At 72.1% G+C, this 26019-nt stretch carries 18 protein-coding genes; 11 read left to right on the plus strand and 7 right to left on the minus strand.

The genetic code is table 11. The features are described 5' to 3' along the window. Positions 1-95 precede the first annotated feature (95 nt). The 7 genes from SAM23877_RS26250 to SAM23877_RS26280 all read left to right on the plus strand — a co-directional run bounded on the left by SAM23877_RS26250 (position 96) and on the right by SAM23877_RS26280 (position 11837). Positions 96-1682, plus strand: a complete 1587-nt coding sequence (locus SAM23877_RS26250) for a DUF4192 domain-containing protein (protein WP_053138225.1) — start codon at positions 96-98, stop codon at positions 1680-1682. Between the two features lie 967 nt (positions 1683-2649). Beyond that, positions 2650-4569 carry a glycogen debranching N-terminal domain-containing protein gene (locus SAM23877_RS26255; RefSeq protein WP_053138227.1) on the plus strand — a complete coding sequence of 640 codons (1920 nt, stop codon included), beginning with the start codon at positions 2650-2652 and terminating at the stop codon, positions 4567-4569. Between the two features lie 140 nt (positions 4570-4709). Further along, positions 4710-5468, plus strand: coding sequence for an NUDIX hydrolase (locus tag SAM23877_RS26260; RefSeq protein WP_053138229.1), 759 nt, complete (start codon positions 4710-4712; stop codon positions 5466-5468). A gap of 118 nt (positions 5469-5586) precedes the next feature. Further along, positions 5587-7839, plus strand: a complete 2253-nt coding sequence (locus SAM23877_RS26265; protein ID WP_053138231.1) for an ATP-binding cassette domain-containing protein — start codon at positions 5587-5589, stop codon at positions 7837-7839. Between the two features lie 160 nt (positions 7840-7999). Beyond that, complete coding sequence (locus SAM23877_RS26270; RefSeq protein WP_053138233.1) at positions 8000-8887, plus strand: FadR/GntR family transcriptional regulator; 888 nt, start codon at positions 8000-8002, stop codon at positions 8885-8887. 426 nt (positions 8888-9313) lie between these two features. After that, entirely contained in the window at positions 9314-10846 is a 1533-nt protein-coding gene (locus SAM23877_RS26275) for an RNA polymerase sigma factor (protein WP_053142879.1), read from the plus strand. Between the two features lie 136 nt (positions 10847-10982). Then, positions 10983-11837, plus strand: a complete 855-nt coding sequence (locus SAM23877_RS26280; RefSeq protein ID WP_053138235.1) for a S1 family peptidase — start codon at positions 10983-10985, stop codon at positions 11835-11837. A gap of 111 nt (positions 11838-11948) precedes the next feature. Here SAM23877_RS26280 and SAM23877_RS26285 read toward each other — a convergent pair whose 3' ends face one another. Next, complete coding sequence (locus tag SAM23877_RS26285; RefSeq protein WP_031035360.1) at positions 11949-12179, minus strand: DUF7455 domain-containing protein; 231 nt, start codon at positions 12177-12179, stop codon at positions 11949-11951. Positions 12180-12619: 440 nt separating this feature from the next. On the opposite strand from SAM23877_RS26285, the gene SAM23877_RS26290 reads away from it, so the two are divergent. From SAM23877_RS26290 to SAM23877_RS26300, 3 genes are all read left to right on the plus strand, one after another. Next, positions 12620-14743 (plus strand): DNA gyrase/topoisomerase IV subunit B, encoded by a 2124-nt coding sequence (locus SAM23877_RS26290; RefSeq protein ID WP_053138238.1) that lies wholly within the window; start codon positions 12620-12622, stop codon positions 14741-14743. Between the two features lie 233 nt (positions 14744-14976). Next, entirely contained in the window at positions 14977-15540 is a 564-nt protein-coding gene (locus tag SAM23877_RS26295) for a DUF485 domain-containing protein (protein WP_053138241.1), read from the plus strand. Further along, positions 15537-17129, plus strand: coding sequence for a solute symporter family protein (locus SAM23877_RS26300; RefSeq protein ID WP_053138244.1), 1593 nt, complete (start codon positions 15537-15539; stop codon positions 17127-17129). The genes SAM23877_RS26295 and SAM23877_RS26300 overlap by 4 nt, the downstream gene beginning before the upstream one ends. Before the next feature lie 24 nt (positions 17130-17153). Here SAM23877_RS26300 and SAM23877_RS26305 read toward each other — a convergent pair whose 3' ends face one another. The 5 genes from SAM23877_RS26305 to SAM23877_RS26325 all read right to left on the minus strand — a co-directional run bounded on the left by SAM23877_RS26305 (position 17154) and on the right by SAM23877_RS26325 (position 21799). Continuing rightward, a complete protein-coding gene (locus SAM23877_RS26305; RefSeq protein ID WP_053138247.1) occupies positions 17154-17834 on the minus strand; it encodes a response regulator in 681 nt (226 codons plus the stop codon). Beyond that, a complete protein-coding gene (locus SAM23877_RS26310; RefSeq protein WP_053138250.1) occupies positions 17831-19534 on the minus strand; it encodes a sensor histidine kinase in 1704 nt (567 codons plus the stop codon). The genes SAM23877_RS26305 and SAM23877_RS26310 overlap by 4 nt, the downstream gene beginning before the upstream one ends. A 109-nt stretch (positions 19535-19643) precedes the next feature. Then, entirely contained in the window at positions 19644-20588 is a 945-nt protein-coding gene (locus SAM23877_RS26315; protein WP_053138253.1) for a ferredoxin family protein, read from the minus strand. 266 nt (positions 20589-20854) lie between these two features. Beyond that, complete coding sequence (locus SAM23877_RS26320) at positions 20855-21091, minus strand: hypothetical protein (protein WP_079030438.1); 237 nt, start codon at positions 21089-21091, stop codon at positions 20855-20857. A gap of 156 nt (positions 21092-21247) precedes the next feature. Next, positions 21248-21799, minus strand: a complete 552-nt coding sequence (locus SAM23877_RS26325) for a DUF6082 family protein (RefSeq protein WP_053138256.1) — start codon at positions 21797-21799, stop codon at positions 21248-21250. A gap of 318 nt (positions 21800-22117) precedes the next feature. Between SAM23877_RS26325 and SAM23877_RS26330 the strand changes: the two genes are divergently transcribed. Continuing rightward, on the plus strand, positions 22118-23302 hold the full coding sequence (locus tag SAM23877_RS26330) for a CobW family GTP-binding protein (RefSeq protein ID WP_079030439.1): 1185 nt from the start codon (positions 22118-22120) through the stop codon (positions 23300-23302). Here SAM23877_RS26330 and SAM23877_RS26335 read toward each other — a convergent pair. Continuing rightward, entirely contained in the window at positions 23299-25755 is a 2457-nt protein-coding gene (locus SAM23877_RS26335) for a DNA gyrase/topoisomerase IV subunit A (RefSeq protein WP_053138260.1), read from the minus strand. The two genes, SAM23877_RS26330 and SAM23877_RS26335, sit on opposite strands and share 4 nt — an antisense overlap. Positions 25756-26019 lie beyond the last annotated feature (264 nt).

Raw genomic sequence — 26019 nt, forward strand, 5'->3', positions numbered from 1 at the left:
GACGGCGCGGTCGTCGTTTCCCGGATTGATGTGGCCCTGATTGAAGTTATCCACAGGGCAAAGCGGAATCTGACGATCCGCGAGATCGTCGGGCCATGACGAACCACAGCGAAACGACTGGATCCTCCGAGAACGGCGACATCCCGAGCCCTGTGCCCTCGAGCCCCGTGCCCTCGAGCCCCGTGCCCGTGGGCCGGGCGGCCCGCACTCCGTACGGCAGCCCCGGCGACGAACCCCAGGTCACCCTGCGCACCCCGGCCGAACTGGCCGACGCCCTGCCCTATCTGCTCGGATACCGCCCCGAGGACAGCATCGTCCTGGTCGCCCTCCGCGACCGGAACGGCCGGGGCCGCTTCGGTGGCCGCGCCAGGCTCGGCATCCCCGCACACGCGGACGACTGGCCGGGCGCGGCGGGACAGCTGGCTCGAGGCCTGGTGACCGGCAGTGAGCGCCGAGGTGTGCGACCCGAGCAGATGGTCGCCTATCTCTGCCAGGAACCGGGGCGGGGAGAGACCGGACGGCAGGTGATGGAACGACTGCGGCCCCTGGCACAGCGGCTGCGAGTCGAGTGCGGCCGCCTCGACGTTCCGGTGGTCGAGGCGTTGTGCATCTCCGCCGGGCGCTTCTGGTCGTACTGCTGCGACGACGAGGCCTGCTGCCCGTCCGAGGGCGTCCCCATGGGGCTGCCGGGGACGTCGGTACTGGCGGCGGCGGCCACCTACGCCGGCATCCAGGTACGCGGCTCGCTGAGCGACCTGCGGGCCAGGCTGCTCCCCCGGGAGGGCGCCGTGGCCGCTGAACAGGAGGTCGCCCTGGACGCGGCCGCCATGACGCTGGTCTCCCGGATCCTCGACGACACCGGCCGCTCGGAGGTGGCCGGGGAGACGCTGGACCTGGCACAGCGGCTCATGCGACGCCTCGGGCAGGCCCGGCCCGTGTCGGGCCTCCCCGCCGAGGACCTGCGCGACGACCAGCTGCTGGGGAACGACGAGGCGGCGGCGCTGATCCTCGGCCTCCAGGACCGTACGACACGAGATCGCGCGGCCCAGTGGATGGAGGGTGACGAGGCCCTTCCCGCGCTGCGTCTCTGGAGGGCCCTGGCCCGGCGCTGTGCCGGTTCGTACGGCGAGCACGCGGCCGCGCCCCTCACGCTGGCGGGGTGGGTCGCCTGGTCCACCGGCGACGAGCTGGAGGCCCGGGAGGCGTTGGCCATGGCTCTCGGCGCAGACCCCGACTACCTCTTCGCACGGCTCCTGCACCAGGCGTGCAACGAGGGCCTGGACCCGGAATCGGTCCGCCGCTGCCTGCGCGCGGAACGAGAGAACCGCGAGGACACGGGAGGCGGCACTCCGGACGGGGACGGAAAGGCCGAAGAGGCTGCGCGACGCCAACGGACCGAGCCCTCCACCACCGTGCCGTCCTCACCCGGTCGCCGGCGCCGTACCCGCTCCGTGGTCCCGTCCGAGGGTGTCCGTCGCCGTGCGAGGACGCAGGGCCGTGAGCCGGACGCGAACCGTACGCGTCCCCGTACCCCGGCCGGTGGCGAACGACCGGGAGCTCCGCGGACGGGCTCCACGCCTCCGCGCGCTTCGGCGAAGCAGAGCTCGGGCCGGAGGGACGCCTGCCCGGGCGGGACACGCAAGGAGGAGAGCGGGCCGGAAGGGAGCGTCGAGGGACTCTGAAGAGCGTCGGCCGAGGGCTCAGAGGCGGTATCGAGGGCAGCAGCCGCACCGGGCGCGACGCGGGCGCAGGCGTGGGTGAGGACGGGTGCCGTGACCGTGCGTCCGCCGGACGACGCGAGCCGTACCGGCCCGAGCGCCTGCCACCGTCCGAGAACCTGCCGCCGTCCGAGCGTCTGCAGCCGCCCGAACGCGTGCGGGGCCGAGGCGGCGGGAGGGTGTCGTGCGGGGCCGAGGCGGCGGGAGGGTGTCGTGCCGGGCCGAGGCGGCGGGAGGGTGTCGTGGATGCCGAGGTGACAGCGGATGCCGACGCGGGAAGCCGAGCTCGTTGCGCGGATGGGTCTTCGTGACGCCGAAGCGGCAGACGAGGTCGCTGTAGGTGCCGACGCGGCTGGCGCGGGCACCGGCGGCGACCGAGCGGTCGTACGCCTCGCTCGCGCCGGCGCACAGCTCGCCGAACTCGTTGCCGTCACGTAGCGGACCCCCGACACCGAGGGCGTGACCCGAAGGCCATCCGCTCCGTTCACCTGAGTGGCGGAACGTCCGGGCCGGCCGGAGCCCCGCCCCGCGTCGTACCCGCCGGCCATGCCCCCGCACCGGCACCGCACCCCACCCGCCCGGTCGAAGCCCCGCACGGCGCCGTTCCGTCCGCAGCGCACCGAGGACATCCGAGGCGCACCGAGAACAGAGGGGGAGCCCTTCCATGCACCAACCGACCTCGTCCACCGCCGTGCCGGGTACCGCTGCCTTCGGCGGGCGGGTCACGCCGTCACCTCCCGCCGAGCCCGTGGCGCCGGTCGGGAGGCGCGGCCCGGCGCAGGGCCGGAGCCTCGCTCCCTCGACGGTCCGACCCGGGCCGACCTACACCCTTCCGTCCTCGCGGCCCGTGAGAGAGCCCGGCGCTCCGCGGAGCGCGCCGCCCGCGATCTCCTCCCACCGGTGCGGAGACCTGCCCCCGAACCACTCGACGATGATCGCAGTGGCCCTCCCCGGTCTCGTGATCTCGACCGATCAAGGGCAGCTGACCGGCGCGGGGCTGGAGGGCTTCTATCGCGCGGGCCGACGCCTGCTCTCCCGGTGCCGCCTCCGCGTGGCCGGGCGTGAACCGCTGTGCTTGCAGGCCCGGACGACCGGAGCCGACCGAACCGTCTTCGTGGGCGCCCTTCGGACATCGTCCGCTCCGGGCCCGGACCCGGATGTGATGGTCGAGCGGACGCGGCACGCCGACGGCACGGAGCGGATCACTCTGCGCAACGGGACGCCCCGTCCACTGCGCCTGCCGGTGGAGGTGGCTCTCGGTACGGACCTGGCCGACCTCGGGTCGATCGCCGCGGGCCGTGCCGGCCCCGAGCTGCCGGCCAGTGTTCACGCCTCCGGCCTGCGGTGGTCCTGCGCAGCGGGCACCGCGCTGGTCACGGCCGTACCGCCGCCGGACGATGCCCTCGCCTCCGCGGGACTGCTGCGGTGGGAGTGCGCGGTACCTCCGGGCGGCAGCACGAGCATCGAGCTGCGTGTGCGGCCGGACGGAGCGGGTCCGGTCCGGCCGGTGGGCCGCACGGCGGCCGATCCGCTGGCATCCGCGGAGGCCACCGGTGACGACCCCGGGGCCCCCGCCCTCCTGCGGACCAGCATCGACGACCTTCGAGCCCTCCTGCTGCGCGATCCGGTCCGTCCCGCCGACGTCCACCTTGCGGCCGGTGTCCCCTGGCGCTGCGGTCCGGCCCCCGCCGAGGCCCTCGCCGCCGCCCGGATGACGCTGCCCCTCGGCACCCGGCTCGCCGCCGGCACGTTGCGCGTCCTCGCCCGCACGCAACACCGCGGCCCCGGACCGGGGCGCGGCATGATTCCCGGGCCGAGACGCGACACCGGCCCCCACCTGCCACCGGGCTGCACTGGCACGGAGGCGACCCTGCTCTTCCCCGTGCTCCTCGCGGAAGCCCGCCGCTGGGGTCTCGGAGATCGCGAGACGCAGGAGCTGCTGCCCGCGGCCGAGGGATGCCTGGGCTGGCTGCGGGCCGCCGCAGGGGACGGCACGTACGTATCCGACCCGCACCCCGGCGGTCCCGTCCGCTGCGAGACCCAGGCCCACGCGCATCGCGCGGCCCTCCTCGGCGCCGAGCTGCTCGACGCCTTCGGCAGACCGGGCGGTGAAGCCCTGCGCCAGTGGGCCCAGGGACTGCGCGAAGCGTTCCGGCGTGACTTCTGGATCCACGACCCGGCAGGAGGGCGGCCCGCGGCGGCCCGCACCACGGACGGACGCCTCGTGCCGTCGTTGACCGCGGCCACCGCCCATCTCCTCGACACCGGACTGCTCGGGGGAGGAGTCACGGCCCCGGGGCTGCTCGACCCCGTGCAGACCGCCCGGCTCGCCCGGCTGCTGGGTAACCCGGTCATGGACTCGGGATGGGGACTGCGCGGCCTGGCCGTGACGGAAGCGGGCTACACCCCTTTCGGGCATCGGGCCGGAGCGGTACGCGTCCAGGAGACGGCGATCGCCGCGGCGGGCCTGGCCGCCGCCGGTCACGAGAACGAGGCGTCCTCGCTGCTGCGCGGCGTCCTGGCCGCCGCCGGCGCCTTCGGCCACCGCCTGCCCGAGATGTACGCGGGGGAGCAGCGCACCGACGTGAGTACGCCCCTGCCGCACCCGGCGGCCTGTCGTCCCGCCGCCACCGCGGCCGCCGCCGGGGTGCTGCTGCTGACCACACTGGCGGGCATCCACCCCGACGCCCCGGCCGGGACCGTCACTCTGCGTCCCCTGCGCGGTGCCCCTCTGGGAGAGATCGGCCTGGCCGGGCTGAGGGTCGCCGGGGAGCCCTTCTCCGTGCGGGTCAGCCGACTGGGCATGGCCATGGTCGAAGAAGCCGCCGACGGGCTGCAACTGAGAACCTGACCTGGCCTGACGCGTTCTCGCACGGCGTCCGAAGGCAGGCCGAGGGACACGGAAGACACAGCTCCGACCGAAGTGGATCAACGGTCGATGCGCTCGGCGAAGGGAGTGTTTATCGTCAGGCAGACGACTATGATCGCCGCATGCCCTACGACCCGTCAGCCTTTCCGCCCTTCGCCGTCACTGTGGACCTGGTCGTGCTGACCGTGCGTCGCCACTCCCTGTGCGCGCTGGCGGTGCGCAGGGGTGAGCCGCCGTTCCAGGGTCGCTGGGCCCTCCCTGGCGGGTTCGTGCGGGCCGACGAGAATCTGGCGCAGGCGGCGGCGCGGGAGCTCGCCGAGGAGACGGGCCTGTGCGTCCACGACCCCGCCGAGCCCACTCAGGACAACGGCGCGCACCTGGAGCAGCTCGCGACCTACGGCGATCCCGAGCGGGACCCCCGGATGCGCGTGGTCAGCGTCGCCCATCTCGCGCTCGCTCCCGATCTGCCCGCGCCACGGGCGGGCGGTGACGCCAGCAACGCGCGCTGGGCGCCGGTCGAGGAACTGCTGGAGCAAGCGGGATACGGCCGTGACGACGAGCCGGTGGCGCCGCTCGCCTTCGACCACACCCAGATCCTCGCGGACGGGGTGGAGCGAGCCCGGTCCAAGATCGAGTACTCGTCGCTGGCCACCGCCTTCTGCCCGCCCGAGTTCACCGTCGGCGAGCTGCGCCGCGTCTACGAGGCGGTGTGGGGCGTGGCCCTCGACCCGCGCAACTTCCACCGCAAGGTGACGGGCACCCCGGGCTTCCTCGTTCCCACCGGCGGCACGACCACCCGCCAGGGCGGCCGTCCCGCCCAGCTCTTCCGGGCAGGCGGCGCCACTCTGCTCAACCCCCCGATGCTGCGTCCCGAGGTGTGAGGCCGAGCCCGGACGGGCCCCGGACCGGACGGCGAACAAGGAGGCGACGGGCCCCTCGCCCGCACCAGGAGGCTCAGCGGTACCCGAAAAACCGGTCATAACAGGCTATCTTGCTGCGGTGATCCAGGCCTTCGGACTGACCAGCAACCCCCGCAAGGACCTTCCGCCCGCCGTCGACGACGTCTCCTTCGAGGCACGCGCGGGGCATGTCACCGCACTGCTCGGAGCATCGGGCGCCGGCAAGACGACGGTGCTCAGACTCATGCTCGAACTCCAACGGGGCCGTGGGCTGGCCCACTTCAGAGGCCGCCCACTGCACCGCATCGCCCACCCCTCACGCGAGGTCGGCGTCGTGCTGGGAGACGTGCCGGGGCACCCGGCCCGCACGGTCCGGGGCCATCTCCGCATGCTGTGCGCGGCGGCCGGAGCCCCCGTCCGGCGGGCCGACGAAGTACTGCAGTCGGTCGGCCTCGTGGGCCTGCGCGACGAACACCTCGGGACCCTCTCCCGCGGCATGGACCGACGCCTCGGACTGGCCTGCGCACTCCTTCCCGACCCGCACACACTGGTCCTCGACGACCCCGCCGGTGCGCTCTCCGTCCGCGACGCCCGCTGGCTCCACCAAACGCTGCGTGCCCACGCCGCCCAGGGCGGCACCGTCCTGTTCAGCACGGCGGACCCCAAGGAGGCCGCGCGTTGCGCCGACCACGTCGTCACGCTGGACCAGGGCCGGGTCGTCGCCGATCAGGCGGCGGCGGACTTCTCCCGTACCCGGCTGCGGCCGCGCGTCGCCGTCCGCAGCCCGCACGCCGCCCGCCTCGCCGCTCTCCTGATCAAGGAGGCGCGCAAGGCGCGCCGTTCCGTCGAGGTCGTCCGCGAGGGCGGCAACCGCCTCGCGGTGTACGGCAGTACGTGTGCCGACATCGGGGACACCGCCTTCCGGCACGGCATCCTCGTACACCAACTGGCCGACGAGGTCGGCGACATGGGGCCCGGGGCGGACGCGGCGCCGCTCGATACGCACGTCCCGCCCCACACCGAACGTGCTCAGCCATGGGCCGGCGGTACCGGGGCCGCTGAAGGAAGCCCGTCGTCCCTTCTCGCCGACACCCCACACCCGCCGCCGGTCGAGGAGCGACCGGGGACGGCCGCCGAGCAGCTGCCCGCGACCCGTGACGCCGGGCGCTCCCCCACCGACGCCGAGCCCGTGACGGAAGCCTCCCGGGTGACCGGAGCTCCCCGACCGGCCGGCTCCCGCTCGCCGGCCTCCGACCATCTCCGCTCGCCCGCCACCGACCGTCCCCACCCGCCGGCCTCCGACGATTCCCGTCCCTCGGCCGACGCCCTCCGAGCCCTCGCCGACGATCTTCCGTCCACCCGCGGTGCCGGGCGGACGCCGGCCGCGGACCACGGTGCCGGGCGGACGCCGGCCGCGGACCGCGGTGCCGCCGCGCCGGACAGCCCTCCCGCCCCCGGCGCCCTCCCCGAGCCACCGGCACGAGCCGCCTTCCGTCCCCTGCCGCGCCCCTCTGCCACGCTCGCGCCCACCGTCGTCCGGGAGGCGGCGTCCTCGCTGCCGCCTCCCATCTCCGTCCGTTCCGCTCCCAGCCCCCTGCGCCCCCTCCGGTACGAACTCCGGCGTGTGATCGGGGTCGGGACGGCGTTCGTCACCGGTGCCGTCGTCCTCGTCGTGTCCGCTGTCACCGCCGTGATCCTGGCCCGCATCGGGCACACCCCGCAGCCGCGTCTCCTGGCCGCCTGGCCGCGGGAGCTGCCGCTGCCGCCCGCGGCCCTCGGCGCGGGGCTGCTCGGGGCGCTCGCCTTCGGCGACGAGTTCCGCCATCCCGCCCTGGCGGCGGATCGCGGCACCGTTCCCCGCCGCATGGGGCTGCTGGCCGCCAAACTCCTCGTCTCCGCGGCCACCGCGCTGGTGCTGGCCGTCCTGGCGGTGGCCTGCGACGCCGAAGTGCTCCGCCTCTTCTACGGGCGGGAAGTCGCGGGGGTCCCCGCAGACTGGCCCGCACTGAGCGCGGCTTGGCTCGGACTCGTCGTCGGATGTGCCTGGTCCGGCCTGCTGGCCGCGGGAGTCTTCCGGTCCACCACGGCCGGGCTCGCCGCGGTGGTCGCCGTCCCCGTCCTGGTCGTACCGCTCGTACAGAAGGTCTGGGAGGGGCCGTCCGTGCGGACCGCCGCCGGCCTGTCCCTGCGGATCCGTGAGGCTCTCCTGACCACGTGGCCCTTCGGTGGTGAGCGGTACGTGGCCGAGGCGCTGCGCATGGTCGTCCAACCCGTGGGCGGCGCCCTGACGTTGTCCCTGACCACTCTGCTCTGCGCGTATCTGCTGATGACCCTGCGTAGCAGGGCCCGGTGACGTCCGCCGTGCCCTTCCGGTCGATCGCGTGCGCAACTCCCCGAGGAAAGCCCATTTCTTTCCGATAAGGCGTCAATTGCGACGGGGTGAGCGATCACCCTTTCGTGTGCTTTTCACCAAAGACCTCAAGGGAGTTGGAGAGGGCGCCGACAAATGATGCGTGACTACCCTTGCGCACTCCATGATGACCGCCGCCCGTTCCGCCGACTCCGGCCTCGCGAACCCGGGCGACCTCGACCGCTACCCCTTCGCCGAGACGTCCGCCGTCGACCGCGTCTCGATGCCCGCCTGGGAAGGCGCTGAACCCGAGCTGGGCCGCGTGGGCAGGCGCACCGGGGGCAGCCGGGGCCGCGGGCTGCACGGGCAACTCGTCCAGCAGCTGGGCCAGATGATCGTTTCGGGTGACCTGGGCGCCGACCGCCCGCTGGTGCCCGAGGAGATCGGGCAGCGTTTCGAGGTGTCCCGCACCGTGGTCCGTGAGTCCCTCCGGGTCCTGGAGGCCAAGGGTCTGGTCAGTGCCCGCCCGAACGTGGGCACCCGGGTGCGCCCGGTCAGTGACTGGAACCTCCTTGACCCGGACATCATCGAGTGGCGCGCCTTCGGGCCGCAGCGTGACGATCAGCGCCGCGAGCTCAGCGAGCTGCGCTGGACGATCGAGCCGCTCGCCGCGCGCCTCGCCGCCGGGCACGGGCGCGAGGACGTCCAGCAGCGGCTGTCCGACATGATCGGGATCATGGGCCACGCCATGGGGCAGGGTGACGCGCTCACCTTCGCGCGTGCCGACGCGGAGTTCCACGGGCTCCTCATCCAGATCGCCGGCAATCGCATGCTGGACCACCTCTCCGGAATCGTCTCCGCCGCCCTGCACGTCTCCGGCGGCCCGGTCACGTCCTGTGACCGGCCGAACGACGTCACGCTGGCACAGCACGGCAGGATCGTCGACGCCCTCGCCACCGGGGACGGAGCGGCGGCCGAGGCGGCCATGCGCCAGCTTCTGACCGTCCACCCCGAGGTGGAGCGAGTGGTGCCCGCCCCCCGCGAGCACTGACCGCGTCCCACCGGAACGGCGCGGGCCGGGCACGCCGGACCCCTCCTGCGGCAGTGGCCGGCCGGTACGCCGTCGCCCTCGGACCCCGTGGAATCGCTCGTGATTCCACGGGGTCCGACGGTGTGATGAGAGGCTGAGCCCTCTGATGTGGTCGGCTCGCGTCCGCTGGTGACCTCATTCGTCCGCTTCTGACAGGTTTTGAATGCTTACGGGGTGTGACTCGGGCCACGCGGATTGGGCGTAACGCTCGTGGGAGCAACGCGATGACCTAAGAGGTGACAGCCGCGGAGGGAATACGGACGCCGTTCACGGCGCTGTGCATCTCCCGGCTCGCCCGCGCCGTCGGCCCATTCCAAGCCGGTGGTCGGCTCCCGTCCGTCACGGACGGGGCCGGAAGCCGTTTTCCAACGTTCCGAGAGGTTGTTCGTGTCGGCCAGCACATCCCGTACGCTCCCGCCGGAGATCGCCGAGTCCGTCTCTGTCATGGCGCTCATTGAGCGGGGAAAGGCTGAGGGGCAGATCGCCGGCGATGACGTGCGTCGGGCCTTCGAAGCTGACCAGATTCCGGCCACTCAGTGGAAGAACGTACTGCGCAGCCTCAACCAGATCCTCGAGGAAGAGGGTGTGACGCTGATGGTCAGTGCCGCGGAGCCCAAGCGCACCCGTAAGAGCGTCGCAGCGAAGAGTCCCGCCAAGCGCACCGCCACCAAGACGGTCGCGGCCAAGACGGTGACCAGCAGGAAGGCCACCGCCCCCGCCACCCCGGCGGCGCCCGCCGCCGACCCGGCGGTCGAGGAAGAGGCGCCCGCCAAGAAGGCGGCGGCCAAGAAGACGACCGCCAAGAAGGCGACAGCGAAGAAGGCGACCGCCAAGAAGACGGCCGCCAAGAAGACCACCGCCAAGAAGGAGGACGGCGAGCTTCTCGAGGACGAGGCGATCGAGGAGCCGAAGGCCGCGACGGAGGAGCCCGAGGGCACCGAGAACGCGGGCTTCGTGCTGTCCGACGAGGACGAGGACGACGCTCCGGCCCAGCAGGTCGCCGCGGCCGGCGCCACCGCGGACCCGGTCAAGGACTACCTGAAGCAGATCGGCAAGGTCCCCCTGCTCAACGCCGAGCAGGAGGTCGAACTCGCCAAGCGCATCGAGGCCGGCCTGTTCGCCGAGGACAAGCTGGCGAACGCCGACAAGCTCGCCCCCAAGCTCAAGCGCGAGCTGGAGATCATCGCCGAGGACGGCCGCCGCGCCAAGAACCACCTCCTGGAGGCCAACCTCCGCCTGGTGGTCTCCCTGGCCAAGCGCTACACCGGCCGCGGCATGCTCTTCCTGGACCTCATCCAGGAGGGCAACCTCGGTCTGATCCGCGCGGTGGAGAAGTTCGACTACACCAAGGGCTACAAGTTCTCCACGTACGCCACCTGGTGGATCCGTCAGGCGATCACCCGCGCGATGGCCGACCAGGCCCGCACCATCCGTATCCCGGTGCACATGGTCGAGGTCATCAACAAGCTCGCGCGCGTGCAGCGCCAGATGCTCCAGGACCTGGGCCGCGAGCCCACCCCGGAGGAGCTGGCCAAGGAACTCGACATGACCCCGGAGAAGGTCATCGAGGTCCAGAAGTACGGCCGCGAGCCGATCTCCCTGCACACCCCGCTGGGCGAGGACGGCGACAGCGAGTTCGGTGACCTCATCGAGGACTCCGAGGCGGTCGTCCCGGCCGACGCGGTCAGCTTCACGCTCCTGCAGGAGCAGCTGCACTCCGTCCTCGACACCCTGTCCGAGCGCGAGGCGGGCGTCGTCTCCATGCGTTTCGGTCTCACCGACGGTCAGCCGAAGACCCTCGACGAGATCGGCAAGGTGTACGGCGTGACGCGTGAGCGCATCCGCCAGATCGAGTCGAAGACCATGTCGAAGCTGCGTCACCCCTCGCGCTCCCAGGTGCTGCGCGACTACCTCGACTAGATCGCGGTCGTACGAGCGACAAGGCCCGGTTCCACCAGGTGGGGAACCGGGCCTTCGCGTTGATCAGCGGGTGCGCGGCACGGCGTGCTGGATCACTCTGGGTGTTCCAGGAATCACCCAGGAGTGAGGAGCCTGCATGCGTCGCCTCTTTGCCCGGGCACTGGCCCGGCCGCTGGTCCTGGCGGCCGCGGCGACCGCGATACCGCTGGTGTCCACCGCCCCCGCATCCGCCGACAGCATCGTTGTCGGCGGCTTTCCGGTCGAAGTGTCCGACAGTCCGTGGACCGTCGCCCTGTCCAGTCGTGACCGGTTCGGAGGTACGCGGGCGGGACAGTTCTGCGGGGGAGTGGCCGTCGGCCGCACCACCGTGCTCACGGCGGCGCACTGCCTGGGGGAGGAGGTTCTCGGGTCGCCGCCCGACGAGGTGCGCGACCTGAGGGTCATCGCCGGTCGCACCGATCTGCTCTCGGACCAGGGCCACGAGATCCCCGTCCGCGACGTCTGGGTGAATCCGGCGCACGACGACGTCAGCAACGCCGGCGACTTCGCCGTGATCACCCTCTCCGCATCCCTGCCCGCCGGCTCGGTCATAGGGATGGCGGCCGAGGGAGACCCCGCGTACGAGCCGGAGACGGGCGCGCTCGTCTACGGATGGGGGGACACCTCGGGCGCGGGCGACTACGCGAACGGCCTGCGGGCGGCTCGCGTGCGTGTACTGGCCGACCCGCTCTGCGAGCGGGCGTATCCGGGCAGTGACGACGGTCGCTATCTCGCCGGCACCATGCTCTGCGCCGGCGAGGACGCCGGTGGCCGTGACGCCTGCCAGGGGGACAGCGGGGGGCCGCTGGTCGCCCAGGGGAGGCTCATCGGACTCGTGTCCTGGGGGAGCGGCTGTGGCCGCCCCGGGAGTCCGGGGGTCTACACGCGCGTCTCCGCGGTTCTGCGGACGCTGGGATGGGACGATGCCGCGCGCCGACGCGAGGGCGTCTGACGGCCCCTGAGGGCCTGCTGTGAACGAGCACGGGCGGCCGCCTCCGGGTTGCAGAGGCGGCCGCCCGTTGTTCGGCCTGTGCCGAGTCGGCTCGTCGTCGGGCGCGTAGCGTCAGCGCTCTTCCTCGGCGGAAGATTCGGGAACGGCCGTCAGCCGCTCCGTCTCGTCCTGTATCTCAGCGGCGATCTTCTTGAGTTCCGGCTCGAACTTGCGCCCGTGGTGGGCGCAGAAGAGCAGTTCTCCGCCGCTCAGCAGGACGACGCGCAGGTATGCCTGGGCGCCGCAGCGGTCGCAGCGATCGGCGGCCGTCAGCGGGCTTGCGGAAGTCAGAACAGTAGTCACGTCGCCTCTTCTCTAGCTCGACGAGCTGTCGTACCAGGGTCAACATCCAACCAGCCCCAAAACGTTCCCGCTCGTGGCTTTTCCTCGAAAAAACTTTCCGAGGGGCCGGCTGTTGCCGGTTGGCGGCGAATGTGCCGTATTGCGTGTCTGTGTGTCGTACGGGTTCGCGCAGTCGGTCAGTGTCGGTCCCGCCGGCTGGGTTGCCGGTTTGTTCATGAGGACGTGCCCGGAGCCTAAATGGTTCATGCCTCGAAGGGAACGTGATGTGTACTTCACCCCATCGAGGGATCGAACAGTTATGCGAGGCTGGACTAGGGTGTGTCCTCGACGAGGGTGGCGTTACAACGGCTCTACCAGGCCTCGGTACCCTCAGACCGGTGAACCGAGCCGCGCCCTTACCCAGCGGGGCCCCATCTGAAATTCAGCGAGGAGCGAACCGCGTGACCGCCGAGACATCCGTGCCGTCCACTGCGCTGCTGGCAGGAGCAGACCGGGACGGATCCAACTACACCGCGCGGCACCTGCTCGTCCTCGAAGGGCTCGAGGCCGTACGCAAGCGTCCGGGCATGTACATCGGATCGACCGACAGCCGTGGCCTGATGCACTGCCTGTGGGAGATCATCGACAACTCCGTCGACGAGGCCCTCGGCGGCTACTGCGACCACATCGAGGTGATCCTCCACGACGACGCCTCGGTGGAGGTCCGTGACAACGGCCGGGGCATCCCGGTCGACGTCGAGCCCAAGACCGGCCTGTCCGGCGTCGAGGTCGTCATGACCAAGCTGCACGCCGGTGGCAAGTTCGGCGGAGGCTCCTACGCCGCCTCGGGCGGCCTGCACGGCGTGGGCGCCTCCGTGGTGAACGCCCTGTCCAGCCGGCTGGACATCGAGGTCGACCGCGGCGGGCACACGCACGCCATCAGCTTCCGGCGCGGAGTGCCGGGCGCGTTCGCGGGGGCGGGGTCGGACGCCCGGTTCGAGGCCAAGAGCGGGCTGCGCAAGGCCAGGAAGATCCCCAAGGGCCGCAGCGGCACCCGGGTGCGGTACTGGGCGGACCGCCAGATCTTCCTCAAGGACGCCAAGCTCTCCCTGGACACGCTGCACCAGCGCGCCCGCCAGACCGCGTTCCTGGTGCCCGGACTGACCATCGTCGTCCGCGACGAGTTCGGACTCGGCGACGGCGGCAGCAAGGGCGAGGAGTCCTTCCGCTTCGACGGCGGCATCAGCGAGTTCTGTGAGTTCCTGGCTGCCGACAGGCCCGTCTGCGACGTCCTCCGCTTCAGCGGACAGGGCAGCTTCAAGGAGACGGTCCCCGTCCTCGACGAGCACGGCCAGATGACGCCCACCGAGGTCACCCGCGACCTCGGGGTCGACGTCGCGATGCGCTGGGGCACGGGGTACGACACCACCCTCAAGTCCTTCGTCAACATCATCGCCACGCCCAAGGGCGGCACCCACGTCGCCGGCTTCGAGCAGGCGGTGGCCAAGACCATGAACGAGGCGCTGCGGGCCAAGAAGATGCTCCGCGTCGCCGAGGACGACATCGTCAAGGACGACGCCCTGGAGGGGCTCACGGCGGTCGTGACCGTCCGTCTCGCCGAGCCGCAGTTCGAGGGCCAGACCAAGGAGGTCCTCGGCACCTCGGCGGCCCGCCGGATCGTGAACAACGTCATCAGCAAGGAACTAAAGGCGTTCCTCACCTCCACCAAGCGCGACGCCGCCCAGCAGGCCCGCGTCGTCATGGAGAAGGCCGTCGCCGCGGCGCGGACCCGCATCGCCGCCCGCCAGCACAAGGACGCCCAGCGCCGCAAGACGGCCCTGGAGTCCTCCTCGCTGCCCGCGAAGCTCGCCGACTGCCGCAGCGACGACGTCGACCGCAGCGAGCTGTTCATCGTCGAGGGAGACTCCGCCCTGGGTACGGCGAAGCTCGCCCGGAACTCCGAGTTCCAGGCGCTGCTGCCGATCCGCGGCAAGATCCTCAACGTCCAGAAGTCCTCCGTGACCGACATGCTGAAGAACGCCGAGTGCGGCGCGATCATCCAGGTCATAGGAGCCGGGTCCGGCCGTACCTTCGACATCGACGCGGCCCGGTACGGCAAGATCATCATGATGACGGACGCCGATGTGGACGGTTCCCACATCCGCACCCTGCTGCTGACGCTGTTCCACCGCTACATGCGGCCCATGGTGGAGGCGGGCCGGGTCTTCGCGGCGGTGCCGCCGCTGCACCGCATCGAGCTCGTGCAGCCGAAGAAGGGCCAGGACAAGTACGTCTACACGTACTCGGACCGGGAGCTGCGCGACAAGCTCATGGAGCTCCAGAGCCAGGGCGTGCGCTACAAGGACTCCATCCAGCGCTACAAGGGTCTGGGCGAGATGGACGCCGACCAGCTGGCGGAGACGACCATGGACCCCCGGCTCCGCACCCTGCGCCGGATCAACCTGACCGACCTGGAATCCGCCGAGCAGGTCTTCGACCTGCTGATGGGCAATGACGTCGCTCCCCGCAAGGAGTTCATCTCCAGTTCGGCGGCGACGCTGGACCGGTCGCGCATCGACGCGTGACCATGCGCCACCGGTGAGCCGGGCCCGGGACGACGAACCGGGTCCGGCTCCGGTGTGTGGCCCGGACAGTACTCCTGGTGCGTTCCGCGCCCGGGGAGGTGCGTGACGCGTAGGGGAAGGCCGGTACGCGTACGGGAGGGGCCCGGCGCCCTCCAGGGGACACAGTCACCTGATGGGGTGAAGCGTGAGGGGAAGAAGAGTCGGGGATCTTCCCGTTCTGTCCATCCTTGGGCATGCAGTCAAGCAATGATCGTCTTCGCGGTGCCGGGGGCGGTCCCGAAAGCGCGGTGGATCACCGCGGCGCCCTGGACCCGCCCTCCCCGGAGGGTTCCTCGTGTCCGGGATACGACGACCCGTGGTACGACGCCCTGGCCTCCGGCTGGGGCGAGTCGCCCGGCGCCCGGGGCCCCGAGGGGGCGTTGCCTTCGATGCGCCGGGAGCGGGCGAAGGACCCGGACCGGATCGCGGCCGACGTGTATCTGGAGGTCCAGCGCAGTGCGGCCTTCCAGGAGGTCCGCAGCAGGTACCGGCGGTTCGTGGTGCCGGCGGTCGTCGCCTTCCTGGGGTGGTACGCCGCCTACGTCGTGGCCGCCACGACGGCGCCCGCGCTGATGGCCCGGCCCGTGGCCGGAGCGGTGAACGTGGCGATGCTTGCCGGGCTCGGGCAGTTCCTCAGCACGTTCCTGCTCACCTGGGCCTACGCCCGGCACGCGCGACTGCGCAGGGACCGGGCCGCGCTGGAACTGCGCTGGGACACCCAGGAACTGACGCGCGGAGCGCGAGGGAGCGCATCGTGACGGGCGACCACCAGACCCTGGCGCTGTTCCTGTTCAGCGCGTTCGTCGCCGTCACGCTGGCGATCACCACCTGGGTGAGCCGCAACCGGCACGGCTCGGCGGAGGAGTTCTACGCGGGCGGCCGGCTCTTCTCCCCGATGGAGAATGGTTTTGCCATCGCCGGTGACTACATGTCGGCCGCCTCCTTCCTCGGCATCTCCGGGCTCATCGCGCTCTACGGCTACGACGGCATGCTGTACTCGGTGGGCTTTCTGGTCGCCTGGCTCGTGGTCCTGTTCCTCGTCGCCGAACTGGTGCGCAACTGCGGAAGGTTCACCCTCGCCGACGTCGTGGCGGCACGGATGCGTGAGCGGCCGGTGCGGATCGCCGCGGGCACCTCGTCGGTCACCGTCTCCGTCCTGTACCTGGTGGCGCAGATGGTGGGCGCGGGCAGTCTGGTCGCGCTGCTGCTCGGCGGCACCACCGAGGCGGCGCGGACCTGGACGGTCATCGGCGTCGGCGCCCTCATGGTGATCTACGTGTCGCTGGGCGGCATGCGGGCCACCACCTGGATCCAGATCGTGAAGGCGGTGCTGCTGCTCGGCGGGACCGTGGCACTGACCGCGCTCGTCCTGGTCCGCTTCCACGGGGACTTCGACCGGCTGCTGCGCGCGGCGGCCGAACGCAGCGGTCACGGCGACGCGTTCCTGGCGCCCGGTCTGGCCTACGGCGGGGACTGGACCTCACGCTTCGACTTCATCAGCCTGGGCCTCGCCCTGGTGCTGGGCACGGCCGGGCTGCCGCACATCCTGTCCCGCTTCTACACCGTGCCCACCGCCCGGGCGGCGAGGCGGTCCGTCGTCTGGGCGATCGGCCTCATCGGCGGCTTCTACCTGATGACGATCGTGCTCGGGTTCGGCGCCGCCGCCCTGGTCGGGCCGGATGCCGTGCGAGCGTCGAACGCGGCCGGGAACACGGCGGTCCCGCTGCTCGCCCTCGACCTGGGCGGCGGCGCGGGGTCCACCGGGGGGACGGTTCTGTTCGCGGTCGTCGCCGCCGTGGCGTTCGCCACCATCCTGGCGGTGGTCGCCGGCATCACCCTGGCCTCCTCCGCCTCCGTGGCCCACGACCTGTACGCGTCCCTGCGGCGCCGTGACGCCGCACCGCGCAGCGAGGTCGCCGTGGCCCGTGTCGCCGCCGTCGGGACCGGCGCCGTCGCCATCGCACTCGGCCTGCTCGCGCGGGACCTCAACGTCGCGTTCCTCGTGGGCCTCGCCTTTGCCGTCGCGGCGTCCGCAAACCTGCCCGTGCTGCTCTACTCGCTGTTCTGGTGCGGTTTCACCACGCGCGGCGCGGTGTGGGCCGTCTACGGCGGCCTCGTCCCCGCCGTGGTTCTCGTGCTGCTGTCCCCGGTGGTGTCGGGCACCCCGCAGTCGCTGTTCCCGGGCGCCGACTTCCAGTTCTTCCCGTTGCAGAACCCCGGCCTGGTCTCGATCCCGTTGGGCTTCCTCGCGGGCTGGCTGGGCACCGTCACCTCGCCCGAGGTGCCGGACGAGGCCAAGCACGCCGAGACGGAGGTGCGGTCGCTGACCGGGGCGGGGGCCGTGTAGGCGGCTCCGGCGGCGCGGTGCCGCTCAGGTGCGGGTCGCCCACTCGTAACGGTGCTCCGGGCGGCCCGCGTCCCCGTACTTGAGGGTCAGCCTGGCCCGGCCCGTGCGCTCCAGGAGCTTCAGGTAGCGCTGCGCGGTCTGCCGGCTCACCCCGGTCAGGTCGGCGATCTCCTGCGCGGACAGAGCGCCGTCGGCCTTCATCAGGCACTGGCGCACCAGCTCGGCCGTGGTCGGGGAGTGCCCCTTGGGCAGCCCGGGCTCCGACGGAGCCGACAAGGCGCCGAACATGCGGTCGACCTCCGCCTGCTCCGCCTCACCACCGCCGTCGAGCGTGCGCCGCAGCTCCGCGTACGCCTCCAGCTTGGCGCGCAGCCCCACGAAGGCGAACGGCTTGACCAGGTACTGCAAAGCGCCCTGGCGCATCGCTGCCTGAACGGTCGCCACGTCCCGCGCCGCCGTCACCATGATCACGTCGGTCTGGTGGCCCCGCCGCCGCATCTCCTGGACGACCTCCAGACCGGTCCGGTCGGGCAGGTAGTGGTCCAGCAGGACCAGATCCACACGGGGGAGCGTCTCCACACCGCGGAGCGCCTCCAGCGCGCTGTGCGCCTGACCGGCCACGTGGAAGCCCGGCACCTTCTCGACGTAGGCGGCGTTGACCCGCGCGACCCGCGTGTCGTCGTCCACGACCAGGACCTCGATCATCGGGCCTCCTCCTCGGTGGCGGTGGCGGTGGCGGTGGCGGTGCTCATGGGAGCGGGGGTGGCGGGCGCGGTGAGGGCCGGTTCCGGGTCGGCCCCGGTCAGCGCCTCGGGCAGGACGACGACGAACTCCGCGCCCCCGCCGTACGCCGTCTCGACGGTCGCGCTGCCGCCCTGCCGCTCGGCCAGCCTGCGGACCAGCGACAGCCCGATACCGCGCTGCCGGTGCGCCGGTCGCTCCTTGGTCGACCATCCCGCCGTGAACACCGACTCGCGGTGTTCCGCCGGGACGCCGGGCCCCGTGTCGCGCACCGTGAGCGTGACGGCGCGCCCCTGCGCCCGCAACTCGACCTCCACCCGCGCGTGCGGCGATCCCGCGGCGGCGTCGAGCGCGTTGTCGACCAGGTTGCCGACCACGGTCACGAGCCCCCTCGGGTCGACCAGGCGGTCCGGCAGCCGCGTACGGTCCGACACCCACAGGGCGACTCCCCGTTCCGCCGCGACGGTCGCCTTGCCGACCAGCAGGGCGGCCAGCAGCGGGTCCTGGATCCGCTCGGTGATCTGCTCCGCCGTCACCCGGTGATCGGCGACCACCTCGCCGACGAACTCCACGGCGTCGTCGTACATCTCGAGTTCGAGCAGCCCGAGCAGGGTGTGCATGCGGTTGGCGTGCTCGTGGTCCTGCGCGCGCAGGGCGTCGATCAGGCCGCGCGTCGAGTCCAGTTCCCGGCCGAGCTGCTCCAGCTCGGTGCGGTCCCGCAGCGTGGCCACGGCACCGCCGTCGTCGGTCGGCATCCGGTTGGCGACCAGTACCCGCTGACCGCGAACGGTGAGCAGGTCGGTGCCGGTCACCCGGCCGGCCAGGACATCGGCCGTACGGCCCGGGCCGAGCGCCTCCTCGGGGGAGCGGCCGACGGCCTCGGCGCCGACGCCCAGCAGGCGCTGCGCCTCGTCGTTGAGCAGCCGGACCAGGCCGCCGCGGTCCAGGGCGACGACCCCCTCCCGGATGCCGTGCAGCATGGCCTCGCGCTCCGCGAGCAGCCCCGCGATGTCCGAGAAGGCCAGGTCCCGGGTCTGCCGCTGCACCCGGCGTGAGATGAGCCAGGCGGCCAGCGCGCCGACGGCCAGTGCGCCCCCGGCGTACGCGAACAGGCCGGGAATGGCGTGGACCAGTCGCGCGCGGACGCTGTCGTAGGCGATGCCGACCGACACCGCGCCGACGACGGAACCGTCGCCGGCGCGCAGCGGCACCTTGCCGCGCGCGGAACGCCCCAGGGTGCCGTCGTCGATCTCCATGACCTCGCGGCCCGCCAGCGCCTGCCCCGGGTCGGTGGAGACGACCTCGCCGATCCGCTCCGGGTCGGTGTGCGACCAGCGCACGCCCTGCCGGTCCATCACGACGACGTACTCCGCCTTCGTGGCCTTCCGGATGCGCTCCGTCTCCCGCTGCACCGGGCCGTCCGGAGCCGGGCGCGTGGTCCGCAGCTCCTCGGCCACCCGCGGCTGCTGCGCCGTGGTCTGCGCGATCGCGAGCGCCCGGCGCATCGCCTGGTCGTCCAGTTGGTCGCCGAGCGGCGCCAGGAACAACCCGGTCGCGAGTACGGCGACTCCCGCGGCGATCGCCAGCTGCATCAGCAGCACCTGGGAGAAGACCCGCCGCGGCAGGCCGAGGCGCAGGCGGCGTGCGGGGGGAGTGGAGCTCATACCCATGACGGTACGTGGGAGGCGGCGGCATGCCGTAGAGGGGTGTGGCGCGGATCTCCTGATCGTCGCCGCCGGCGGAGGGCGGGCCGGGTGCGCGCCGAGGCGCCGCTCAGCCGGCGAGCGCCGCCGTCACCGACAGTTCCCGTACCGCCGTGACCTCCATGCGCGCCGGCGATCCCAGCACCGACGCCCCGCAGCTTTCCGGACGCGGGGGCGCCGACGGTCCGTGGTCGACGGTGACCCGCCAGTGCCGTCCGTCGCCGTGGGCCAGGGTCACCTCCCAGCCCGGCGCGGCTCCCTCCGTCCGAACGACGCGCAGGGCCCCGGCCGTGTCCTCGCCGAGGGCCGCGCGCACGGCCAGCTCGGCCGCCTGCCCGGGCCGCTCCCAGGCGGAGTTCCCCCGGCATCCTGCGGTCACGATCCGGCCCTCCCGGGCGCCGCCGATGATCTCTTCGACGGTGTGGGCCCGGACCCGCCCGTAGACGTATCCGTGGGGCAGCACGAGCACCGTCGGGGAGAAGCGGTGACCGCCCAGGTGGGTGACCTCCCAGACGTCACCCGCCCCGGAGGCGGCCAGCTCGGCGGCCAGTGGCCGGCCGAGGAGCGCGCAGCACCGGTCGCGCTTGCCGTTGGTGCACACCAGGGCCAGCGGCTCCCCGCGGTGCGGGCCGCCGCCGAGGGCCGAGTCGAAGGACCGGGCGTCGCCCCTGCCGAGGGCGGCGAGATCGAGGTCGAGCAGCCGACGGGGGTCCGTGAGTGTGGTGGCGTGCAGCCACACGTTTCCCGGCACGGTGTGGGCCGCGTACACCCGGCGCGCGTCCGGGGTGCCGCGGTCGGCGTGGCGTCCGGGCCGACGGATGAGGGCGACGCGCACGCCCGTGCCCTTCGCCGCGGCTTCCAGGGCGCGTCCGAGCGCGGGATCCAGGTGGCTCGCCGTGAGCGCCTTGGCACCCCACGGGCCGGGCTGTTCGAGCAGCAACCAGGTCCTCGCCACGGGCGCGGTGCCGGCGACGGGCTCGTCGAGGTCCCGGGAGACGGTTGAGCACGTACTCACAGAGGTGAGCCTAACCTGACTTCGCTCTCGGCGACTTCCAGCCGCGCCTGAGGATTGCTCCGGTCGTGGCCGTGGCGGCACGGAGCCCGGGCGGCGCCTCGCCGCCACCGGCGCCGGCCGGGACCGGCACGTGCGAGAGGCCTGGTGCCGTTCGGGCGCCAGGCCTGGTCGGAGGAGCGTCGAGCGAGGACGGGGTGCCGGACTGCTCGCCGGTGAGGTGCCCGGCGCGGGTGACGTGGACGCGGCCGGAGACGTGGATGGCGACGTCAGGCGTCGGGGATGTCCGCCTTGGCGCGGATCAGGGTTTCCCGGCTCACGACGACGATGCGTTCGTAGTCGGCGCGGGCGGCGTCGGCGGGTAGCTCCCGTTCCAGCGCCTCGGTGGCCTCGGTGCCGATGACGGCGAAGTTGCCGTCACTCAGTTCGAACACGTCGGGGCAGGTGGATCCGGAGGAACTGCCACGGGCGCTGGGAGGCACACCGATGCGGCGCACGATCTTCAAAGGTACCGGTCCTTATGAACAATCAGTCTGGACAGAGTGGCGGAGAACACACGCTACTGGTGTGTGAGAGGCCTCTGTGACCGCATGGCCGAAAAGACACCCCGAGGTGCCTCCTTGCCGTCGGTGTGTTGACCCGTTCGCCGGAACCGCCCGGCCTCAGTCGGTCGGCGGGGTGCCGACGACCCACCATTCGTCCGTGTCCGCCTCGTCGAGATCCTGGACGAGACCGTCGGCCATGCGGCCCACGCGTGCCTCCTCCGAGGTCTCGCTGAGGGAGGCGCGCATGTGCCGCGACGCCTCCCAGTACTCGCGGAACACCGGGCTCTGGAAGAACTCGCGCAGGGCCGCGTAGAGCTCCTCACGGTCCAGGAGCCCGGCCCGGTAGACGTGGTAGAGGTTCACGTACCAGGCGTTGGCGTAGAAGAACTGGCGGCGCCTCGCCGCTGGGATGTCCTTGTCGTACGTGTCGATGACCTCGGCCAGGGACGGGTCGTCGATCGCCCTCGTCAGCAACTCCCAGTGCATGCGCTGCTGATGCGCCAGGGACTCGCGCCGGATCGCCAGCTCCTCCAGCTCCAGCCGTCGCTCGTGCAGTCGGGCCTTCTCCAGCCGCCGCCGGTGTGCGGCGAGCGTCAACCCTGCCGTGGCGACCAGAGCACCGGTCGCCGCGGAGCCGAACCTCCCCGTGATGTTTTTCCGTGTGGCCATGTCAACCCCCGAATCAGGCGGCCCCGCCGCCGGTCGTCGAGTGCGGGTCGGCTGACGGGGACCGGCGAGCTGGGCGGCGCTTGCCGCCTCCAGAGTGCCGAGCGGCGCTGATCGGCGGGGAGGCGGAGAGGAGGCGCACGGAGGGAAGCGAGGGTCGCACGGTCCGGCGCCTTGTCCAACGTCTGCCCCGCGAGCGCTGCTAACAATCGTTCACTCCGCGCCGACCGCGGCGGCTCGTATCCTGATCAGGCAATTCCGTACGTGGGTGTACGCGCTGCCGCGGGCCGGCGTACGCGTGGGTGAGAGAGAGGTCGCACGGTGGGGCAGCGCCCGACTCCGCAGCAGATTCCGGTCGTCGTACTCGCCGGATTCCTCGGCTCCGGAAAGACCACCCTCCTCAACCACCTCCTCCACCGCAGTGGAGGCAGCCGTATCGGTGCCATCGTCAACGACTTCGGCTCGATCGAGATCGACGCGATGGCGGTCGCCGGCGCACTCGGCGACTCGACCGTCTCGCTCGGCAACGGGTGCCTGTGCTGCGCCGTCGACGCCAGTGACCTGGACGGGTACCTGGAGCGGCTCGCCCGCCCGGGCGCCGGCATCGACGTCATCGTCATCGAGGCCAGTGGTCTGGCCGAGCCGCAGGAACTCGTGCGCATGCTCCTCGCCAGCGAGCAGCCCGGCGTCGTCTACGGCGGGCTCGTCGAGGTCGTCGACGCCGCCGAGTTCGACGCCACGCGCGTCAGGCATCCCGAGATCGACAGGCACCTGGCGCTCGCCGACCTGATCGTGGTCAACAAGACCGACCGGGCTCCGGACGCCGAGCGGGTGATCGCCCTCGTCCGTTCGCTCGGCGACCGCGCCGCCGTCGTGCCCGCGACGTACGGCCGCATCGACCCCGAGTTCCTCTACGACTGCCGGCCCGGCGAGGAACGGGTGGGGCAGCTGTCCTTCGACGACCTGCACGACCACTCGGGAGGCGGCGCCCACGCCGAGCACCTGCACGCCGCCTACGACACCCTGTCGTTCGCCTCCGGCGTTCCCCTCGACCCGCGCCGCCTCATGACGTTCCTCGACAGCCGGCCCGAGGGCCTGTACCGGATCAAGGGCTACGTCGACTTCGGCCCGTACGACACGCGGAACAGGTACGCCGTCCATGCCGTCGGGCGCTTCCTGCGGTTCCACCCGGAGCCCTGGCCGGCCGCCGAGGCCCGTCGCACCCAGCTGGTGCTCATCGGCTCCGGCATCGACGCGCCGGCCCTCCGTGCGGAACTCGACGCGTGCCGCCGTGCCGCGGACGCCCCGCCCGCCGACGAGCACGGCATGTGGGGCGTCCTGCGCTACGTACCGGACCCCGAGGCCGAGGAGCCCGACGTCGAGGACCCCGACGCCGCGAACCCTCACGTCGAGGACCCCGACGCCGCGAACCCTCACGTCGAGGACCTCGAAGGGGAGGAACCGGGCGGCGTGGAGCCGCCGCCCGCCTCCCCGGACGGTGTCTAGGCCGGTCCCGCCACCACGGACACCGTCTTCGGCAAGGACACGCCCGAGCCGTCGCGGCGCGGGTCGATGTCCGGGAGCTGGGCCGGCGAGCCGTTCCGCTGCGCGGCGAGCGCCGGGGTGGCGCCGGCCCAGGCGAAGGCCAGGCAGTCCTCGCCCTTCAGGAACCGCTGGCAGCGCACGCCACCCGTGGCACGGCCCTTGCGCGGGTACTGGTCGAAGGGCGTGAGCTTGGCCGTGGTCTGTACGGAGTCGTCGAGCGTGCCGCGCGAACCGGCGACCGTGAAGACCACCGCCTCCGCGGCCGGGTCCACCGCCGTGAAGGAGATGACCTTCGCGCCCTCGGCGAGCTTGACGCCCGCCACGCCGCCCGCGGGGCGGCCCTGCGGGCGGACCTGTCCGGCCTGGTAGCGCAGCAGTTGCGCGTCGTCCGTGATGAAGACCAGGTCCTCGTCGCCGGTGCGCAACTCGGCGCCGCCCACGATCCGGTCGCCCTCCCTGAGGGAGATGACCTCCAACTCGTCCTTGTGGGACGGGTAGTCGGGCACCACCCGCTTGACGACGCCCTGCTCGGTACCGAGCGCGAGACCGGGCGAGGACTCGTCCAGCGTGGTCAGGCAGATGACCGTCTCGTCGTCCTCCAGCGAGATGAACTCCGCCAGCGGCGCACCGCCGGACAGGTTCGGCGTGGGCATGGGCTCCGGGAGCTGGGGGAGGTCCACGACGTTCACCCGCAGAAGGCGGCCGGCGGACGTCACCACGCCCACCTCGCCGCGGGCCGTGGCCGCCACCGCCGAGACGATCAGGTCGTGCTTGACGCGCTTGGCGCCCGCCTCCGTGACCAGGGGCTCGTCGTTCGCGGTGCGGGCGATCAGCCCCGTCGAGGAGATCAGCACCCTGCACGGGTCGTCCGCCACCTGGAGCGGTACCGCGGCCACCGGGGCCCCGGACGACTCCAGCAGGACCGTACGCCGGTCGGTGCCGAACTTCTTGGACACCGCCGCCAGTTCGGCGGAGACCAGCTTGCGCAGCTCCGCGTCCGAGTCGAGGATCCGGGTCAGTTCCTCGATCTCCGCGTTCAGCCGGTCCTTCTCCGACTCCAGCTCGATGCGGTCGAACTTGGTGAGCCGGCGCAGCGGCGTGTCCAGGATGTACTGCGTCTGGATGTCGCTCAGCGAGAACCGCTCGATCAGGCGCTGCTTGGCCTGCGCGGAGTTCTCGCTGGAGCGGATGAGACGGATGACCTCGTCGATGTCGACCAGGGCGGTGAGGAGCCCCTCGACCAGGTGCAGGCGGTCGCGGCGCTTGCTGCGGCGGAACTCGCTGCGGCGCCGTACGACGTTGAAGCGGTGGTCGAGATAGACCTCCAGCAGCTCCTTGAGGCCCAGGGTGAGGGGCTGGCCGTCCACCAGGGCGACGTTGTTGATGCCGAAGGACTCCTCCATCGGCGTCAGCTTGTAGAGCTGCTCCAGGACCGCCTCGGGCACGAAGCCGTTCTTGATCTCGATGACCAGGCGCAGCCCGTGCTCGCGGTCGGTGAGGTCCTTGACGTCCGCGATGCCCTGGAGCTTCTTGGAGCCCACGAGGTCCTTGATCTTGGCGATGACCTTCTCGGGACCGACCGCGAAGGGCAGCTCGGTGACGACCAGGCCCTTGCGGCGGGCCGTCACGGTCTCCACGGACACCGTCGCGCGGATCTTGAACGTGCCGCGTCCCGTCTCGTAGGCGTCCCGGATGCCGGGCAGGCCGACGATCCGGCCGCCGGTGGGCAGGTCGGGGCCCGGCACGTGCTTCATCAGGGCTTCGAGGTCGGCGTTCGGATACCGGATCAGGTGCCGGGCGGCCGCGATCACCTCGCGCAGGTTGTGCGGCGGCATGTTCGTGGCCATGCCGACCGCGATGCCGGAGGCGCCGTTGACCAGCAGGTTCGGGAAGGCGGCGGGCAGCGCCACCGGCTCCTGCTCCTGGCCGTCGTAGTTGGGACCGAAGTCGACGGTGTCCTCGTCGATGGACTCCGTCATGAGGCTGGTCGCCTCGGCCATCCGGCACTCGGTGTACCGCATGGCGGCCGGCGGGTCGTCGTTGCCCAGCGAGCCGAAGTTGCCGTGGCCGTCCACCAGGGGCACGCGCATGGAGAAGGACTGGGCCATGCGCACCAGGGCGTCGTAGATCGACGCGTCGCCGTGCGGGTGCAGCTTGCCCATGACCTCGCCGACGACACGGGCGCACTTCACGTACCCGCGCTCGGGCCGCAGACCCATCTCGTTCATCTGGTACACGATGCGGCGGTGCACCGGCTTGAGGCCGTCGCGGGCGTCCGGGAGCGCACGGGAGTAGATGACCGAGTACGCGTACTCGAGGAAGGAGCCCTGCATCTCGTCGACGACGTCGATGTCGAGGATCCTCTCCTCGTACGAGTCGTCGGGCGGCGGGGTCTTCGTACTACGGCGGGCCATCGCTGCCGGCTCCTTGCTGAAGCGTGAACGGTGATCTGACGCGGTCCATTGTGGACCGCGGCACTGACAGCGACCGACCAGGACCCGTCACGGGCTGCCCGGCCCGGCGCTGCCCGCAGGGTACGCCCTCGTCCCCGCCGGGCCGCCAACCCCGTTCTCGCTCTCGGCGTAGGAGGTGCGGGAACTTCACCGGTGGCCCGCACGCTTGCATACAGTGGCGGGACCGGCGGATTTCCGCGGCTCCGCCCGATGATTCCACCAAGA

Source organism: Streptomyces ambofaciens ATCC 23877 (genome assembly GCF_001267885.1).
Taxonomy (GTDB): Bacteria; Actinomycetota; Actinomycetes; order Streptomycetales; family Streptomycetaceae; genus Streptomyces; species Streptomyces ambofaciens.

What these genes read in the sequence shown, in the direction of transcription:
- SAM23877_RS26250 (WP_053138225.1), top strand. Translation starts at nt 96, where the DNA reads ATGACGAACCACAGCGAAACGACTGGATCCTCCGAGAACGGCGACATC.
- SAM23877_RS26255 (WP_053138227.1), top strand. Translation starts at nt 2,650, where the DNA reads ATGATCGCAGTGGCCCTCCCCGGTCTCGTGATCTCGACCGATCAAGGG.
- SAM23877_RS26260 (WP_053138229.1), top strand. Translation starts at nt 4,710, where the DNA reads ATGCCCTACGACCCGTCAGCCTTTCCGCCCTTCGCCGTCACTGTGGAC.
- SAM23877_RS26280 (WP_053138235.1), top strand. Translation starts at nt 10,983, where the DNA reads ATGCGTCGCCTCTTTGCCCGGGCACTGGCCCGGCCGCTGGTCCTGGCG.
- SAM23877_RS26295 (WP_053138241.1), top strand. Translation starts at nt 14,977, where the DNA reads ATGCAGTCAAGCAATGATCGTCTTCGCGGTGCCGGGGGCGGTCCCGAA.
- SAM23877_RS26305 (WP_053138247.1), bottom strand. Translation starts at nt 17,834, where the DNA reads ATGATCGAGGTCCTGGTCGTGGACGACGACACGCGGGTCGCGCGGGTC.
- SAM23877_RS26310 (WP_053138250.1), bottom strand. Translation starts at nt 19,534, where the DNA reads ATGAGCTCCACTCCCCCCGCACGCCGCCTGCGCCTCGGCCTGCCGCGG.
- SAM23877_RS26325 (WP_053138256.1), bottom strand. Translation starts at nt 21,799, where the DNA reads ATGGCCACACGGAAAAACATCACGGGGAGGTTCGGCTCCGCGGCGACC.
- SAM23877_RS26335 (WP_053138260.1), bottom strand. Translation starts at nt 25,755, where the DNA reads ATGGCCCGCCGTAGTACGAAGACCCCGCCGCCCGACGACTCGTACGAG.